The organism is Actinoplanes sp. 13, assembly GCF_056134165.1.
Map to the genome: position 1 here is coordinate 324,219 of NZ_JBVYOQ010000006.1, position 15,427 is coordinate 339,645.

The window sequence follows — 15,427 nt, forward strand, 5'->3', positions numbered from 1 at the left end:
CCTGCCCGTCGTACCGGATAGGGAGACGGTCAGGGTGACCATGGATAACACGAATCCGCGAGCACGTCTTCTCAGCTACTTGTCCCCCGTCGGGCGACCGGCTTGGTTAGCCGGCGGGCCGATCGGGCAACAGAGGTGGCATGCGCATGTCGGTCCGGCTCAACCTGCCACGAGAGGTGGACAGCGTCCCGGCCGTGCGCCGGCTGTTGCGTGCCGCCCTGTCGGTCCTGTGTGTGGATCGCCAGGCGGGCGCCGATCTGGAGATCGCGCTCACCGAAGCCTGTGCCAACGTGGTCAAGCACGCCGGCGGGACGGAAAGTTTCGAAGTCCGTCTCGACGTCGGTGACGACCGCTGCTCGATCGACGTGGTCGACGAGGGCGCCGGCTTCGACCCGAGCGAGGCGGGCACCTCGCCCTCCGCATCCAGCGAACGCGGACGCGGCCTCTTCCTGATCAAGGCGCTCGGCGAGAACGTACGCATGCAGTCGAGCCCGCGGATGGGAAGTCTGATCCACTTCGAGAAGTCCTTCGCCTGAGCACCAAGCACCTCGTTCCACCTGACGCCGGACGGACCAGTAAGGTCTGTCCGGCGCAAACGCTTGCCCCATAACAAATACTTCGCGTGGGGCGGGAGCGATGGACGAGAGGAGTCGAGAAAATTGTCCGACCGTCCGGTCCCGCTAGGCGTCCTGCTGCGTGCCTCGCCCCCCGATCGTCTGCCGGAGGTGGCCTCCGACCATCTGCGCCGGCACTACGGGGCCGACCGGGTCGAGGTCTTCATGCCCGACCTGACGCTGTCCACCCTCTGCCCGATGCTGGACGACGACGGGGCCGCCGCCGAACCAGCAGTGCTGCGCTGTTTCGGCAGCCAGCGCCCGGACACCCAGGCCACCGCCACCGGCGCCACCCGGCTGCATCTGCCGCTCAACTCCTGGGGCGAACGGGTCGGGGTGCTGCGCCTGGACCTCCCCCAGCGACCCGAGCCGGAACTCACCGAGCAACTGGCCGCGCACGCCGACGACCTGGCCATCGCCCTGCGCGCGGTCGCCGGGGTCACCGACCGGTACCGGCGGGCGCAGCGCCGCGCCCGGCTCACCATGGCGGCCGAGCTGCAGTGGGAGCTGCTGCCCGGCCGGTCCCTCGGCGATGACCGCTTCCTGGTGGCCGGGCAGCTGGAGCCGGCGTACGCCGTGCACGGCGACCACTTCGACTGGTCCCTCGACGACGACCGGCTGACCCTCACCGTGCTCAACGGCTCCGGCGACGGGTTGGAGGCGTCACTGCTCACCGCGGTGGCGGTCAACGCGATGCGCAACGCCCGGCGGTGCGGCGCCGACATCGTCGAGCAGGCCGAACTCGCCTCCGACGCCGTGAATGCGCAGTTCCACGGCGCCTCGCACGCGGCCACCCTGCTGTTGGAGATCGACCTGGTCGGCGGCGGGGTGTCGGCGGTCGACGCCGGCTCGCCGCACTGTCTGATCGCCCGCGGCGGCGACATCACGCCGGTCGATCTGGAACAGCAGCTGCCGCTCGGCATGTTCGGCGAGGCGAGCTACGAGATCCAGCGGTTCCAGCTCGAACCGGGCGACCGGATGCTCGTCGTCAGCGACGGCGTTCACGCCGCGGTGCCCGCGAAGCGAGCCCCGTTCGGAGAATCCGCCCTGCTCAGCGCGTTGCGGCGGACACGGTTGCAGCCCGCCACCGAGGCGGTGGGTACCGTGATGCGTAGTCTGCGCGACTACCATGCCGGCGCCGAGCCGGAAGACGACGCCGTCACGGTCTGCCTGGACTGGCGGCGCTGAGTCCGTATCGGTATGCGTGAACGCCGCCGTACGGGGTAGGGGTACAGGCTCAGCAGTCCGCGACTCAAGCAACGGGGAACGGCATGGAGCGACCGATCGAGGTGGCCGCGGCGGTCGAGACATCGGTGGAGGCACTGATGGCCGTCCTCGATCGGCCCCGCCTCGCGCACCACCCGGCGATCCCGCCGGCGCAGCTCCGCGTGCTCACCATCGTGGCGGGCAACCGGCACACCAACATGAGCCGCCTCGCCGAGGCGCTCGAGGTGGTCCCGTCCTCGGCCAGCCGGCTCTGCGACCGTCTCGAGGCGACCGGGCTGCTGCGCCGCGTCGCCGACCCGCGGGACCGCCGAGAGGTGCGGCTGCTGCTCACCTCGACGTCCCGGCGACTGCTCGCCGACCTCCGGGAGAGCCGGCAGGACGCCCTCGCCGAGGTGCTGGGCCGGATGACGCCGGAGGCCCGGCAGGATCTGGTCCGGGCGCTGCAGGCCTTCGAGGTCGCGGCCACCGATTCCCCGGAGACCGGCCTCCGCACCGCCTAGTGGGACAGACCCTGGCCGGCGGCGGATACGCTGCCCGGATGCGTATCGGCATCGTGATCCTGCCCGACCAGCGCTGGTCCGAGGCGAGCCGCCGCTGGCGTCTCGCCGAGGAGTACGGCTTCGACCACGCCTGGACGTACGACCATCTCGGCTGGCGCGACCTGGTGGACGGCCCGTGGTTCGACGCGGTGCCGACGCTGACCGCGGCCGCCACGGTCACGTCCCGGATCCGCCTCGGAACCTACGTGGCCTCGCCGAACTTCCGGCACCCGGTGCATTTCGCCCGGGAGGCCACCGCGCTGGACGACATCTCCGGCGGCCGGCTGATCCTCGGCCTGGGCGCGGGCGGCATCGGCTTCGACTCGGCCGTGCTCGGCGCTCCGGAACTCACACCACGGCAGCGGGTGGACCGCTTCGCCGAGTTCCTCGAGCTGTTCGACACCGTGCTGCGCACACCGGCCACCACGTGGTCCGGCGAGTGGTTCCGTGCGGTGGACGCCCGCAGCACGCCCGGCCCGGTCCAGCACCCCCGGCCGCCGTTCGTGGTCGCCGCCAACGGGCCGCGGGCGATGCGGCTCGCCGCGCGCCACGGGGACGGCTGGGTGACGACCGGCGACCAAGGCGTGGAAACCGCTCAGGACTGGTGGAATTCGGTGGCCGCCGCCAAGGATCGATTCGACGCGGCGCTGGCCTCCACGGGCCGCCCGCACGACGCGATGGACCGTTACCTCAATCTGGACTCGGCGCCGTTGTACTCGATGACCAGCGTGGATGCGTTCACCGACGCGGTCGGCCGGGCGAATGAGCTCGGCTTCACCGACGTCATCACGCACTGGCCGCGGGAGTCCAGTTGGTACACCGGCGACGAGAAGGTCCTCGAAGCCGTGGCCGGAGAACTTCCCCGGCTCCGCCGCTGAGCCTTTTCTTTACGCTTCCATCCAATTCGGACGATCGGCCGGGCGGAATTTCGGCACAGGTTTACCGACAGTTATGAGTTGATCGCAGAGCCGGCGCCCGCGCGGCGCCGGCTGTGCCCCGGGCCGGGATTCAGCGGGCGTGCGCCTCCCGGTACGCGTTGCTGACCTCCTGCGGAATGCGGCCCCGCTCGGAGATTTTGTGCCCGTTGCGGATCGCCCACTCACGGATCAGCCGGTTCTCGTCACGGGAACCGGCGGTCCGGGCCGGCGCAGCGCCCCGCGACGGGATACGCCCCGCGGTGGAGCGGCCCAGCCGGGTGCCCGCGCTGATGTACGGGTCGAGAGCCTTGCGCAACTTTCCGGCATTCGTCTCGGAAAGGTCGATCGTGTAGGCGACGCCGTCGAGGCTGAACTCAACGGTCCGATCCGCCTTCTTGCCGTCCAGATCGTCGATCAGGGTGGTGATTACCTGCCGCGCCATAACGACTCCCGAAGAAAATTAATCAACCGCGCCCAGTCTCGCTCCCCACCGGTCCACCGCGCAACTCCCCGGCGCGATCCGGCAATTCTTTCCACGGGGCGGCCCGCCGTTATCAGAATAGCGGTAGCCGGTATTAGCGCCGAATCCGGGAAAGCCCGGTTGGCCGCCGGGCCGGTGTTCACGTTAGGGTCGGCGCCATGCAGGACGAGCAGGTCGCCTGGCGGGAGCAGCAGAGGCGGGCGGTGGCCGGCCGCGCCGCGGCGCTGGAGGCCGACCGGGTCGCGGAGGCACGCAAGGCGGCCGCACTGCTGGACGACTTCGTCCGCCGGGCCGGCGAAGCGGGACTCGAGCCGCACACCCTCAGCGCGCGTACGCTCGACGGCCGCTCCACCTACCGGACGAACGTCCGCGGGTGGTACCTCAAGTCCGACCGCTCGGTGGCGGTCGGCGAGGACGCGGAGTACTACATCCTCACTGTTCCGTCGTCCCTGCGTGCCCGGTTCGCCGGCGCCGACCTCTCCCCCAGCATGCCCCGGATGATCGTGGGCGCGGGCGGCGGGGACGGCGAGCCCATGCCGCTCGGGCAGCTGCTCGAGCGGCGGCTGGAGGCGGGAGCCCGCTGGCCGTGACGTCACTCCGCCGACCCCTCGCGGCGCTGACCGCCACGGTCCTGTCCCTTCCCCTGCTGCCCGCGCCGTCGACTCCCCTGCTGCCCGCGCGGGCGACGGCAACACCTGTCCCGGCCGGAAAGCCGGCGCCCGCCGGGAAGCCTGCGGCGGCGGTGAAAGCCGCGACGATGAAGCCGGCGGCGGCGGTGAAAGCCGCTGCCAGGGCCGACATCCCGTGCCCGAAGCCGAAGGTCGCCGCGCCCAGCCGGCCACCCCGCCCGGTGCCCCCGGCCGACAACCCCGCGGACATGGCGCTCGGCGGTGACGCGCTCGCCACCCACGGCCTCGTCACGCCCGCAGGAAGCCCCCGCCCCCCGGCGATCACGGCCACCACCTGGCTGGTCGCCGACCTGGACACCGGCGAGGTGCTGGGTGCCTGCGACCCGCACGGCTACCAGACGCCGGCGAGCGTGCAGAAGATGCTGCTGGCCGCCACCGCGATCGACCGGCTCGACCCGGGACAGCAGGTCACGATCACCCGGGACGATCTGAACATCGAACCCGGCAGCTCGGCGGTGGGCCTGGTCCTCGGCGGCCGGTACCCGGTCTCGACCCTCTGGCTCGGCCTGCTGCTGAACTCCGGCAACGACGCCGCGAACGCCCTCGCCCGGATGGCCGGTGGCGGCGGCCGGGACGGCCTCGCCAAGACCGTCGCCGCGATGAACGCCAAGGCCGCCTCGCTGGGCGCGCGCCAGACGCACGCGGTCACCCCCTCCGGTCTCGACGGCAAAGGGCAGTTCACCAGCGCGTACGACCTCGCGCTGATCGCCCGGGTGTGCTTCGCCAGCGGCGACTTCCGCAAGTACGCGCTGACGCGTTCCGCGCAGATGCCGGCACAGAAGGCTCGCAAGGCCGGCGCCTTCCAGTTCCAGAACGAGAACAAGCTGATTTACAACTACCCGGGCGCGCTCGGCGGCAAGACCGGCTTCACCACGCTCGCCCGGCACAGCTACGTCGGCGGCGCCGAGCGCGACGGCCGCCGCCTGGTCGCCACCCTGCTCGGCGCCGAGGCCCGCCCGCTGCGTGGCTGGGAGCAGGGCGCCGAGCTCCTCGACTGGGGCTTCTCGCTGCCGAAGGGCGCCTCGGTCGGCAATCTGGTGACGCCGGAAGAGGTGGCGAGCGCCCGAGCCGCCGCCGAAGCCGCCGGCACCGCGGCAGCGGCGCCGGGAGCACCCGGTGCGCAGGGTGCGCCTGGTGCGCCTGGTGCGCCGGCGAACAACGCCAAGCCGCAACCGCCGCGCGGCCTCTCCATCGCGGCCGCCGCGTCGGTCGCGGTGGTGCTGGCCGCCGCGCCCCTCCTGCTGTTGCTCACCCAGCGCCGGCGGCGCCGCCTCTCCCGTCACCCCGGCTGATCCGCGCGCCGTCGGGGCGGCGCGCCCGCCCGGGGCTGCCTGAAGGCCGGCCACCGCTTCAGCCCGGCGGTCGCGCTCCGGCCCGGAGCCGCAGCCGGGTCGCGCATGGCCACGGGACCGGACATCGGTCGTACCACGGCAGGATGGGCCGCCCGACTGGTGAGAGCGCCTATTCAACTGTCGCGGATTCTCGTCTGCGCGAGGCCGAGCTGATTACTTTGTGTGACCGAAATCGAGTCGCGGAGGCGATCGCAGTGGCGCCACTTCAGCGTCGCGACAGTGCTGCGCTGCGCTTGGTCGCCGACGCGGACGTCGTGGTGGGTCAGAGCCAGTCGGCCTTACTTAGCAGCCGGGCCCGCAACTCGCGGGCGGCCTTGCCGCGATAGGACTCCAGCACCTCGTAGAGCAGCTCGCGTACGTCCGGGTCGGGATGATCGGCAAGGAACTCGAGCTCTTCGGCACCGCCCCGGCTGCGCGCGCCAAGACCCCACAGCGCGTCACAGACGTCCTCCACCGTCGCCGCGCCGCGCAGCTGCGCCATCAGCTCCGGCTTGGTCCTCCGGGGCCGGAAGTCCTCGTTCGGCAGACGGCGACGCAATCGGGCCACCTTGGGGGTGCCGGGTTGAATGCAGGCCGGACAGGTACAGGGCCGGACGCCGTGCGCGTCCGGCTTGTGCCGCCACCCGATGCCCTGCGCCACGCTTCGGACTCGACGCACTTCGCCGGCCGAGACCGCACGGGGCACGAAGATCTCAAAGCCACGTGGATCGGCCGCCTCGCGCACCAAGGCAACGGCCCTTGCAGCCGGGCAGCGCTCCGGCTCCCGGTTGTACCGGCCGATCAGGACCGGCTCGTCGTCGGAGATGCGCAGGTCCATGGCGGCGAGCACGCCCGGGTGCCAGCGCCGCAGCTCGCGTACCCACTGGTGGGTGAGCATGTAGGAGGTGAGCACGGGCATGCAGTAGACGCCCCATTCACCGGCCCCGCCGAGACTGCGCGCTGCAACGCCGGAACGGACAATTCGCCGCGCCCGGCCCTCGGGAGTCAGGTGCACCAGGTTCGCCATTGCGGCGCAGCGTAGCCAAGCCTCCACCGATCGCACCAGCGGATTCGCATCACCCCTCCGCACCACACCTGCCCCGCAGACAGGCGTCAGAAGTAGTTTCCAGACCAAAAACAACGCTAAGCAGTTGATCTAGGTCTGGACCTGGGGAGATCACCTCACGGATGTAGCCGCCGGACGGCCATTCTCCGATGCACCTCGACCCGCGGCCAGCCGGCTGATGAGCTCACCTCACCGCTCTTCGGCGGGAATCCCAGGCTGATGGGCGTCAGGCACTTGCCTATGCACCGGGTTTTGACGCCCATCCCAGATACGTGACGATCGGCTTCCCGTTCGGGTCCAGGACGAAACCGGTCAGCGGGCCGACCTCATCGTCGGTGAGCCGGCCGCGGCGGCGGCGCAGTACCGCGAGAACCAGACGGCCGATGCTCGCAGGCTTGAAACTGCACACGTCCTCGCCATGCAGACCGTGTGCGGCCATAGCGGCGTCGACCTCGGCCGGGGGACGCAGGCGCGCGACCGCGTACCGGCCGGGCGGCATGATGCGGGTAAACGAGACGCCCTGGAAGGCGCCGAGGTATACAGCGCGACCGGGCACCGTCCGATTCACTGTGTCGTAGACGAGAATGCCGCCCTGCCGCAGCACACGGGCCGCCTCGCGGACCACTGCGTCGAGGTCGCCGGCAATCTCGAAGGTGTCGGCGCAGTAGACGACGTCGAAGGATGCATCCGCGAACGGCAGGTCCTCGGCCGGAGCGGTCGCGAAGGTGACCTCCGGGACGGAATCGTGGGCCAGTTCGGTCGCGACCGGTGACGGGTCGACGCTGATGACGTCGAGGCCGAGCCCGGCGAGCCCGGCGGGCAGGACACCGCGGCCACCGCCGACGATCAGAGTGCGGGCTCCTGGCCGTACCAAATTGGGGATCTTTCGTACGTACTGGAGGCGGACCTCCTGGAAGGCGACAGCACGCAGATGGCGGCCATCGATGGCGTCGGGTGAGCGGGTGTCGAGCTCCAGGCGCGGACTGGCCACAGTGCCTCCCCATCGAGTTCCTTGATGCGACGTTCCGTCGATCTTTACGCTCGCCGCTCTCTCGAATGATCACCTGCACCGCGGCATACAAATCATCGGCCGCGTCGACGAAGAACGGCGGCGTGTCTATGCCGTCACCGCGAAGTCGCAAGTCCTCCAGCAGCTCCCGGCGTTCGGCGTAGGGCGCGGCCAGGATCTCCTGCTCGTCGAGGACGAGCAGATCGAATACGTACAAGGTGACCGGCGCCGTGCGCAGCAGCCGCGCATCAGGTCCTGGCGGTGATCAACATCTGGTACCTGGCGCGGCTGGTGGCGACCCGGCACGACGACAAGGTGGACACCACCGACGGCTACCGGCCGTCCCTCGACACGATCGTCTCCTTCGCCTCGGGGCCGTGATCCGCCCGGCTGCGGTGATCATCGCGGGCGGGCGGGCGGGCGGCGAGGACGAGGGTGGTCCGCAGCTCCATGACGACGGATCCGCCGAAGCCGTCGAGCAGCTCACCGAGTGCGGTCAGGCCACGCCGCCGCATGTCCGCTGGCCTTTCCAGGTAGGGCCCGAAGGTCCGCATGAGGTCCAAATATCCGGCCTTCTCCAGCGGCAAGCGGTGGTTCCAGACCTTTTCGCGTACGTTCGTGAAGCGCCCACCGCCCCGGATGTCGTCGCCGAACCATCCGGCGGGCCGCTCCCGTACGCTCGGATCGACCGCCCGCAGAGCCGCCCGGATCGCCGCGCCCTGCTCCGGGTCGGCGTATCCGTAGTGATGCCCGAACACCGCGAGTGTCCCGCCCGGCGCGAGTGCGTCGTGTGCCAGGTCGTTGCGGGTCGCCGGGTCCAGCCAGTGCCAGGCCATCGCGCACGCCAGCACATCGGTCCCACCCGCCGGCGGCGTCCACTCCTCGAACGTGCCGACGTGGATCCGCGCCCGCGGGAACCGCCCGGCCAGCAGATCCGCCATCCGCTGATCCGGTTCGACACAGGTGAGCGGGACGTCGAGGCGGGCCAGGACCTCGGTCGCCTTGCCGGTCCCGGCGCCCACCTCGGTCACCGAGCCGGGGCCGCCGCCGTGGTACGCCAGAATCGCGTAGGCGATCTCCGGCGGATAGCCGGGCCGGGCGCTGTCATAGAGGTCAGCCACCGTTCCGAACAGTTCCATGGTCCGCTCCTTCGCTGTCGTATCGGAGCGCGCTCTCGTCTCGAGGCACGCTTTCTTCTCGGAGCACGTCCAGGGCAGGCTGAATCCCGGCGCTGATGTCCATGCCGACCGCCTGCATCATCACGACGAGCGTGCCGCGTGCCAGGGACGCGGTCACCGCCTCCGGCCCGGCCCCGGACAGGGTCTGCGCCTCGTCGAGGACGGCGGCGATCATCGCCCGGCAGCGGGCCGCGATCACCTCGTCCGCGCGGGCCGCGGCGCATGCCTGCAGCCACAGCCCGGTGATCACACCGTCGGCGATCAACTCCCGGTAACCGGCCCGGATCGCCGGCAACGGCTCCGGGTCACCGCCGGTGGCCTGGCGCATCGCCGTCCGGATGCGCGACTCCATCTCGTCCAGGCAGGCCAGGAACAGGCCCCGCTTGCTGCCGAAGAGCCGGAAGACGTACGGCTGGGAGACGCCCATCCCGTCGGCGACCTTCTGCACCGACGCGGTGGTGGCCCCATGATCCGCGATCACCCGCATGGCGATCGACACCGCATCGGAACGCCGCCGCGGCGCGGTGCTGCGCTGTGTTGCCATGCCCGCAGCCTTACAGCAGTAACCACTTACAAACAAGACCCCGTGGCCGGATCGCCCGATGCCCCCTCGGGCCGCCACACCGGCTGCGAGGATCGTCGGATGTGGGTCTTCGGCCTGGCCGCGGGCGCTTCCGCCGTCGCGGAAGGGTTCAGCCACACCGGTGTGCGGCACGGGGCTGAGGCGGTGGCGATGATGGCTCTCGTCGGCCGGGCGCTGACACGCGCCAGCGCCCGGAACGGCCTGCTCCCGGCCGGCGCCGTGGTGACGGCCCTGCCGGCGACGCCGGCCGTGGAGACGACGGCCGGGCGGTGCGCGAGCAGCCCACCGGCGACCAACGCCGGCGTCATGCGGTGGGCGCGGGTCTCCACCTCGCCGGAGGCCTCCACGGCCGCGTACCCGCCGAGCGTGAGGTACCAGACCCGGTGCCCGGCCGACCCGTACGCCGCGGCGTCGACGAGCCCGGCCCCGGCCGCGGCGCGCAGCACGCGACGCAGATACGACGCGTCGGCGGTGTGCGGGACGAGCAGCTGCTGCAGCTGGCCGGTCGTGGCGACCCGGTGCTGATACAGCACCCGGACGACGTCGCCGGCCAGCACCGGCTACGCCGGCCGGCGTAGCCGTAGCTTCCAGCCCGGAATCAACGGCACCGCTAGCCAACCGCGTTAGGCAGGGGCGGCGATCGCCCGGCGCTATAAGGGCTCTGACCAGAGCTGTAGTTGTTTTTGGGCTGGAAACTACGGGCGGGCCAGGATGGGTGAGAGGGTCGCCCGGGGTGACCGTCAGGCGATGATCAGGCCGAACACCCAGACGACGGCGATCGCGAGGGACGCGGCGAACTCGACCAGCAGGGACAGGCCGACCGCGGCGAAGGCGGCGCGGGTCGAGGGCCAGGCGCGCTCCTGGCCGACGCGGTTGAGTTCGACCAGGTAGACGCCGAGCAGGAAGCCCAGCACCAGGCCGACCACCGGGATCACGAAGAACCCGATCAGGCCGAGGACGCCACCGGCCAGGATGGCCGAGCTGGGGACGCCGGTGCGCTTCAGGCGCTGGCCGGGCCAGAGGAACTTGATCACGAGGCCGGTGCCGGCGATCAGCGTGGCGGCCAGGAGCACCAGCCAGCGGACGCTCGCCGTGCCTTCGCCGAGCAGCGTCCAGAGCAGCACACCTGACCAGCTGAGCAGCAGGCCGGGCACCACCGGCAGCAGCACGCCGACCACCCCGGTCGCGATCAGCACTCCGGACAGCAGGGCGACGAGGCCGCCGGTGTCACTCAGATCCATGCGGCCCACCCTGCACCACCGCCGGCGGAACCCTCAACCCGGCCCACCGGCCGCCGATGGATGACCAACGCCGGGTACGGGGTTCGCAAGCAACCAGTACGCAACTGAGCGTGACCGGAGCGTGCACCCTGCGCGCCGGAAAGTTCTCCCTGTCAGCCGACGCCCACCAACCGGGGCGCCGACGAAACCGGGGGAAACGAAATGACCAGCACCGTGACGACCGCTGCCGACCTCACCGCCGACACCACCGCCACGCCCGTGCTCTCCGCCGCTGAGCAGGAGGAGATGATCCGCACGCACATGCCGCTCGTCGGCCACCTGGTGCGTGACATGCTCAGCCGCATCCCCAACCACATCCACCGTGACGACCTGACCAGCGCCGGGCTGCACGCCCTGGTCACCGCCGTCCGCGGCTGGGACCCGGCCCGCGGCGTGCCGTTCCACCGCTTCGCCGGCACCCGGATCCGCGGCGCCCTGCTCGACGAGCTGCGCGCGCTGGACTGGGCGACCCGCTCGGTGCGGTCCAAGGCCCGCAACACCGACGTCACCCGCCAGCAGCTCACCACCACGCTCGGCCGCACCCCCACCCCGGAGGAGCTGGCCCAGGCCCTCGGCACCACCACGACCGACCTGCACCAGACCGACACCGACGTGCAGCGCGCCACCGTGCTGTCGCTGCAGGGCTTCACCACCAGCTCCGCCGACGACCTGGTCACCGAGCGCGACCCGGGCCCGGAGGAGATGCTGCTGCGCCGCGAGCAGATCGGCTATCTGCACCACGCCATCGAGTCGCTGCCGGAGCGGCTGCAGACCGTCGTCACCGAGTACTTCCTGCGGGAGCGCCCGATGGCCGACATCGCCGCCGACCTCGGCGTCACCGAGAGCCGCGTCAGCCAGCTGCGCGCCGAGGCGCTGTCGCTGCTCAAGGACGGCCTGAACACCCACCTGAACCCGGACCTGGCCCCGGTGCCGGACAACCCGGAGAGCATCATCGCCCGGCGGCGGGCGAGCTACTACGCCACCATCGCCGGCAACACCACCATGCGCAGCCGTCTGGCCATGACCAACGCGCACGGCCACACCACGCTCGGCCGCGGCGGGAAGATGCAGCCGGCCCCGGCGGCGTGACGTACTGACGACAGCAGGGCCCGGCACTCGCCGGGCCCTGCTGTCGTCGCTGATGTGTTTCTCAGCCGAGTTCCAGGCTGGTGACGGCGTAGACGCCGGACGTCTCGATGTCGGGTTGCCCGGTGGTGTACATCCGCACCGTCTCGAAGGCCGGCCGCAGACCGAGCCGCTCGACCAGCTTCACCGCCGCCGGGTTGACCCCCGGCACGTCGATCAGCACCGGCATCTCGTAATCGGTGCTCAGCCCGGCCAGCAGCGACTCGGCGATCTCCACCGAGTCGGCGAAGACCGGCCCGACCCGGTCGGTGTCACCGGCCGGCCGCCGCACCGCGAACCCGGCCACCCGGTCGTCCCGGATCGCGGCGACCCCGTGCCGCCCGGCCCCGGTGATCCAGAGCGCGAGGAGCGCGTCCCGCTCGGCCGGGAAGAACCGCCGGTCATAGGCGGCCAGTTCGGCGAACGGGACCTCGCGCGCCTCCACCACCTCGATGTCGGCGGCGACCTCCGCACCGGCCAGCACCCCGTCGTAGCGGGTGGTGGTCCAGACGTCGCGGAACCCGGACTTGCGGTAGTTCCCGAGCTGGGCCATGACGCTGTCGAGCCCGATGGACCGGCCGGACAGCCGCTGCATGCCGGCCTGCCAGGTCTGCCGGCCGTAACCCTTGCCGCGGTGCTCCGGCACGGTCAGGTAGAGGCCGATGTAGCCGTGGCCGGTCCCGTACCGGACCGCGGCGATCGAGCTGACCGGGTGCTCGTCGAGCCGCCCGACCAGGAAGCCGGTCGGGTCGGTGGCGAAGAAGACGTTCTCGTCACCGTCCCCGGGATGCCAGCCCTCGGCGGCCGCCCACTCCGCGACCAGTCGCATGTCGTCCGCTGTAGCCGACGAGACCGTGAATGTCCCCACCGCCCAACGGTATAGCCGGGTACGCCCGGATGACCCCGATACCGCCACCCTCCGCGTGGTGACTTCGGGCGCGCTCCGCACCTAGGTGGGGGCGTTGCACTGTGTGAAGTTGAGGTGCGGAGCGCACCCCAACTTCACACACCGGGTCAGGCGAGGGAGGAGAGGACCTTGGGGAGGTCGGCGGTGTGCAGGATGCCCAGCCGCCGCGTCGCCCGGGTGATCGCCACGTAGAGGTCGGACAGGCCGCGCGGGCTCTCGGTGAGGATCTCGTCCGGGGCCACCACCAGCACGGAGTCGAACTCGAGACCCTTCGCCTGCCGGACGGTCATCAGCACCACGTGGTTGAGCAGGTCGGGCTGCTCACCGACGGCCGCGCCCGGGACGGCGGCGACGAGGTCGGCCCCGAGCGAGGCCTCCAGGCTGTCCGGGACGAGGACGCCGAGCCGGCCTTCCTCGATCAGCGCCGCCTCCTTGCGTACCGCCGCGAGAAGTTCGTCGGAGAGAGCGCCGGGCGCCACCCGGCGCGCCCACGGCGTCACGCCGGCCGAGCGGACCGACCGGGGCGGCCGCAGCCCGGGATCGACCGCGGCCAGCACGTCGGCCGCGACCGCCATGATCTCCGCCGGGGTGCGGTAGTTCACGCTCAGCTCGACCAGCCGCCAGCGCTGCGCGACGTAGGGCTCGAAGACCTGGTCCCAGGTGGTGGTGCCGGCCAGCTCGGAGGTCTGCGCGACGTCGCCGACCGCGGTGATCGAGCGGCTCGGGCAGCGGCGCATCAGCAGGCGCCAGGCCATCGGCGACAGCTCCTGGGCCTCGTCGACGATGACGTGCCCGAACGACCAGGTGCGGTCGGCGGCGGCCCGCTCGGCGGCGGTCCGGGTGTCGAGCACCTCGTGCCGCTCCACGAAGGCGCTCGCGTCCACGACGTCGATCGCCGACAGGATCTCCTCCTCGACGTCCTCGAAGTCGAGCGACCGGGAGCCCTCGACGATCTCCAGGACGCCCTCGGCGTATTCGATCGCGGCCTGCCGCTGGCGGGCCTGCTCACGCGCCTTGAGGGTGTCGTCGACGCCGAGCAGCTCGGCCAGCTCGTCGAGCAGCGGCACGTCGGCGGGCGCCCAGCCGGCTGAGGCGTCCCGCAGCAGCAGGGCCCGCTCCGGCTCGGTCAGGCCCGCCGACTCCAGGCGCCCGTCGTCGGTGAGCAGGTCGCGCAGCACCTGGCGCGGGGTGAGCACCGGCCAGAACTCGAACAGCGCCCGCTGCACGTCGATGTCCTCGCGCAGCTCCCGCCGGGTCTCGGCGAGGTCGGCCTCGGAGAGCAGGTTGTCGCCGCCGAGCGGGTCGGCGCCGATCCGCTCGGCGATCTGCAGCGACAGGGCGTGGATCGCCTCGGTCACGAAGATCTGCCGGGCCACGTTGTGCGGCCGGCCGGACCGGCGGGCCGCCGAGCGGGCCTCCTCCAGCACCGCGCGTTCGATGCGCACCGGGTAGCCGTCGTGGTCGACCTCGACGAAGTCGTCCGGCACGGTCTGCCGGTCGGCGACCGCGTTCTCCAGCACGTCGAGCATGTGCAGGCGGCCCTTGAGCGCGGCGGCCGCGGACGACTCGGCGGCCCGGGCGCGGACGCCGGGGAACATGTCCCCGAGAGTGGCCAGCAGCACACCGGTCTCGGCCAGCGACGGCAGCACCTGGGAGATGTAGCGCAGGAAGGTCGTGTTCGGCCCGAGGATCAGCACACCGCTGCGGGTCAGCTGCTCGCGGTAGGTGTACAGGAGGTACGCCGCGCGGTGCAGCGCGACCGCGGTCTTGCCGGTGCCCGGGCCGCCCTGCACGACGAGCACCCCCGGCAGCCCGGACCGGATCACCTCGTCCTGTTCGGCCTGGATGGTCTCGACGATGTCGCGCATCCGGCCGGTCCGGTTCGCGGTCAGCGCCGAGAGCAGCGCCGCCTCGCCGGTCACGTCCTCGCGCCCGGTCCCGTCGCCGGCCGCCAGGTCGAGCACCTCGTCGTCCACACCGGTCAGCACCCGGCCCCGGGTGCGCAGGTGCCGCCGCCGGGTCACACCCTGCGGGCTGACCGCGGTGGCCAGATAGAACGGACGGGAGGCGGGTGCGCGCCAGTCCACCAGCAGCGGGTTGTGGTCGTCGTCGAAGAGCCCGAGCCGGCCGACGTAACGCGGCCGCTCGGCGGTGAAGTCGAGGCGGCCGAAGCACAGTCCGTTCTCGACGGAGTTGAACTGGGCGAGCTGCTCGGCGTAGTGGCTGCGGGTGGCCTCGCGCTGGGTCCGGCCCTGTGGGGTGCCGCCACCCTCCAGCAGAATCGCCTTCAGCCGGCTGTCGGCCTGCGCACGCAGTTTGTCCAGCCGCTGGTAGAGCGTGGTCAAGTACGCCTGCTCGGAATCCACGTCGGCGTTCGAGCTTGACAAAGTCGCCCCTTTTCGTGCTATCATTCCGGCGCTTGGCAACCATTTCATGGTTGCCTTTTTGTGTTTGCGGTGAAGCTTTCGGCAAACGCCCAGA

At 71.4% G+C, this 15,427-nt stretch carries 16 protein-coding genes; 7 read left to right on the plus strand and 9 right to left on the minus strand.

What is annotated here, in order from left to right; all coding sequences use genetic code 11:
* Nucleotides 1-140 precede the first annotated feature (140 nt).
* From AC0NH5_RS16115 to AC0NH5_RS16130, 4 genes are all read left to right on the plus strand, one after another.
* Nucleotides 141-536, plus strand: coding sequence for an ATP-binding protein (locus AC0NH5_RS16115; protein WP_474404308.1), 396 nt, complete (start codon nt 141-143; stop codon nt 534-536).
* A gap of 123 nt (nt 537-659) precedes the next feature.
* A complete protein-coding gene (locus AC0NH5_RS16120) occupies nt 660-1,802 on the plus strand; it encodes a PP2C family protein-serine/threonine phosphatase (protein WP_474404310.1) in 1,143 nt (380 codons plus the stop codon).
* 83 nt (nt 1,803-1,885) lie between these two features.
* A complete protein-coding gene (locus AC0NH5_RS16125; RefSeq protein WP_474404311.1) occupies nt 1,886-2,341 on the plus strand; it encodes a MarR family winged helix-turn-helix transcriptional regulator in 456 nt (151 codons plus the stop codon).
* A 38-nt stretch (nt 2,342-2,379) separates the two neighbouring features.
* Nucleotides 2,380-3,258 (plus strand): LLM class flavin-dependent oxidoreductase, encoded by an 879-nt coding sequence (locus tag AC0NH5_RS16130; RefSeq protein ID WP_474404313.1) that lies wholly within the window; start codon nt 2,380-2,382, stop codon nt 3,256-3,258.
* A 130-nt stretch (nt 3,259-3,388) separates the two neighbouring features.
* Here AC0NH5_RS16130 and AC0NH5_RS16135 read toward each other — a convergent pair whose 3' ends face one another.
* Nucleotides 3,389-3,739, minus strand: a complete 351-nt coding sequence (locus tag AC0NH5_RS16135) for a histone-like nucleoid-structuring protein Lsr2 (RefSeq protein WP_474404314.1) — start codon at nt 3,737-3,739, stop codon at nt 3,389-3,391.
* 197 nt (nt 3,740-3,936) lie between these two features.
* On the opposite strand from AC0NH5_RS16135, the gene AC0NH5_RS16140 reads away from it, so the two are divergent.
* Nucleotides 3,937-4,368: a hypothetical protein gene (locus AC0NH5_RS16140; protein WP_474404316.1), complete on the plus strand. Its 432-nt coding sequence runs from the start codon at nt 3,937-3,939 to the stop codon at nt 4,366-4,368.
* A 167-nt stretch (nt 4,369-4,535) separates the two neighbouring features.
* The gene (locus AC0NH5_RS16145) at nt 4,536-5,759 is read left to right on the plus strand and encodes a D-alanyl-D-alanine carboxypeptidase family protein (protein WP_474404451.1); all 1,224 of its coding nucleotides are present in this window, start codon (nt 4,536-4,538) and stop codon (nt 5,757-5,759) included.
* Between the two features lie 322 nt (nt 5,760-6,081).
* Here the strand turns inward: AC0NH5_RS16145 and AC0NH5_RS16150 are convergent, their stop codons facing one another.
* From AC0NH5_RS16150 to AC0NH5_RS16175, 6 genes are all read right to left on the minus strand, one after another.
* Nucleotides 6,082-6,825, minus strand: coding sequence for a HEAT repeat domain-containing protein (locus tag AC0NH5_RS16150; RefSeq protein ID WP_474404318.1), 744 nt, complete (start codon nt 6,823-6,825; stop codon nt 6,082-6,084).
* Nucleotides 6,826-7,102: 277 nt separating this feature from the next.
* A complete protein-coding gene (locus tag AC0NH5_RS16155; RefSeq protein WP_474404320.1) occupies nt 7,103-7,855 on the minus strand; it encodes a class I SAM-dependent methyltransferase in 753 nt (250 codons plus the stop codon).
* A 350-nt stretch (nt 7,856-8,205) separates the two neighbouring features.
* On the minus strand, nt 8,206-9,012 hold the full coding sequence (locus AC0NH5_RS16160; RefSeq protein ID WP_474404322.1) for a class I SAM-dependent methyltransferase: 807 nt from the start codon (nt 9,010-9,012) through the stop codon (nt 8,206-8,208).
* A complete protein-coding gene (locus AC0NH5_RS16165; RefSeq protein ID WP_474404324.1) occupies nt 8,987-9,595 on the minus strand; it encodes a TetR/AcrR family transcriptional regulator in 609 nt (202 codons plus the stop codon). Before AC0NH5_RS16165 ends, AC0NH5_RS16160 begins: the two co-directional genes overlap by 26 nt.
* Nucleotides 9,596-9,621: 26 nt before the next feature.
* On the minus strand, nt 9,622-10,191 hold the full coding sequence (locus tag AC0NH5_RS16170; protein ID WP_474404325.1) for a replication-relaxation family protein: 570 nt from the start codon (nt 10,189-10,191) through the stop codon (nt 9,622-9,624).
* Between the two features lie 183 nt (nt 10,192-10,374).
* Nucleotides 10,375-10,875: a DUF456 domain-containing protein gene (locus AC0NH5_RS16175; protein ID WP_474404327.1), complete on the minus strand. Its 501-nt coding sequence runs from the start codon at nt 10,873-10,875 to the stop codon at nt 10,375-10,377.
* 201 nt (nt 10,876-11,076) lie between these two features.
* On the opposite strand from AC0NH5_RS16175, the gene AC0NH5_RS16180 reads away from it, so the two are divergent.
* Entirely contained in the window at nt 11,077-12,003 is a 927-nt protein-coding gene (locus AC0NH5_RS16180; RefSeq protein ID WP_474404328.1) for a sigma-70 family RNA polymerase sigma factor, read from the plus strand.
* Nucleotides 12,004-12,064: 61 nt separating this feature from the next.
* Here the strand turns inward: AC0NH5_RS16180 and AC0NH5_RS16185 are convergent, their stop codons facing one another.
* Nucleotides 12,065-12,907 carry a GNAT family N-acetyltransferase gene (locus AC0NH5_RS16185; RefSeq protein ID WP_474404330.1) on the minus strand — a complete coding sequence of 281 codons (843 nt, stop codon included), beginning with the start codon at nt 12,905-12,907 and terminating at the stop codon, nt 12,065-12,067.
* Nucleotides 12,908-13,053: 146 nt separating this feature from the next.
* On the minus strand, nt 13,054-15,357 hold the full coding sequence (locus AC0NH5_RS16190) for a HelD family protein (protein WP_474404332.1): 2,304 nt from the start codon (nt 15,355-15,357) through the stop codon (nt 13,054-13,056).
* Nucleotides 15,358-15,427 lie beyond the last annotated feature (70 nt).

Bases quoted from the DNA above. Each gene is read 5' to 3' on its own strand.
- AC0NH5_RS16125 (WP_474404311.1), top strand. From the start codon at position 1,886: ATGGAGCGACCGATCGAGGTGGCCGCGGCGGTCGAGACATCGGTGGAG.
- AC0NH5_RS16190 (WP_474404332.1), bottom strand. From the start codon at position 15,357: ATGATAGCACGAAAAGGGGCGACTTTGTCAAGCTCGAACGCCGACGTG.
- AC0NH5_RS16145 (WP_474404451.1), top strand. From the start codon at position 4,536: ATGAAGCCGGCGGCGGCGGTGAAAGCCGCTGCCAGGGCCGACATCCCG.
- AC0NH5_RS16135 (WP_474404314.1), bottom strand. From the start codon at position 3,739: ATGGCGCGGCAGGTAATCACCACCCTGATCGACGATCTGGACGGCAAG.
- AC0NH5_RS16150 (WP_474404318.1), bottom strand. From the start codon at position 6,825: ATGGCGAACCTGGTGCACCTGACTCCCGAGGGCCGGGCGCGGCGAATT.
- AC0NH5_RS16165 (WP_474404324.1), bottom strand. From the start codon at position 9,595: ATGGCAACACAGCGCAGCACCGCGCCGCGGCGGCGTTCCGATGCGGTG.
- AC0NH5_RS16115 (WP_474404308.1), top strand. From the start codon at position 141: ATGCGCATGTCGGTCCGGCTCAACCTGCCACGAGAGGTGGACAGCGTC.
- AC0NH5_RS16180 (WP_474404328.1), top strand. From the start codon at position 11,077: ATGACCAGCACCGTGACGACCGCTGCCGACCTCACCGCCGACACCACC.
- AC0NH5_RS16175 (WP_474404327.1), bottom strand. From the start codon at position 10,875: ATGGATCTGAGTGACACCGGCGGCCTCGTCGCCCTGCTGTCCGGAGTG.
- AC0NH5_RS16160 (WP_474404322.1), bottom strand. From the start codon at position 9,012: ATGGAACTGTTCGGAACGGTGGCTGACCTCTATGACAGCGCCCGGCCC.
- AC0NH5_RS16140 (WP_474404316.1), top strand. From the start codon at position 3,937: ATGCAGGACGAGCAGGTCGCCTGGCGGGAGCAGCAGAGGCGGGCGGTG.
- AC0NH5_RS16130 (WP_474404313.1), top strand. From the start codon at position 2,380: ATGCGTATCGGCATCGTGATCCTGCCCGACCAGCGCTGGTCCGAGGCG.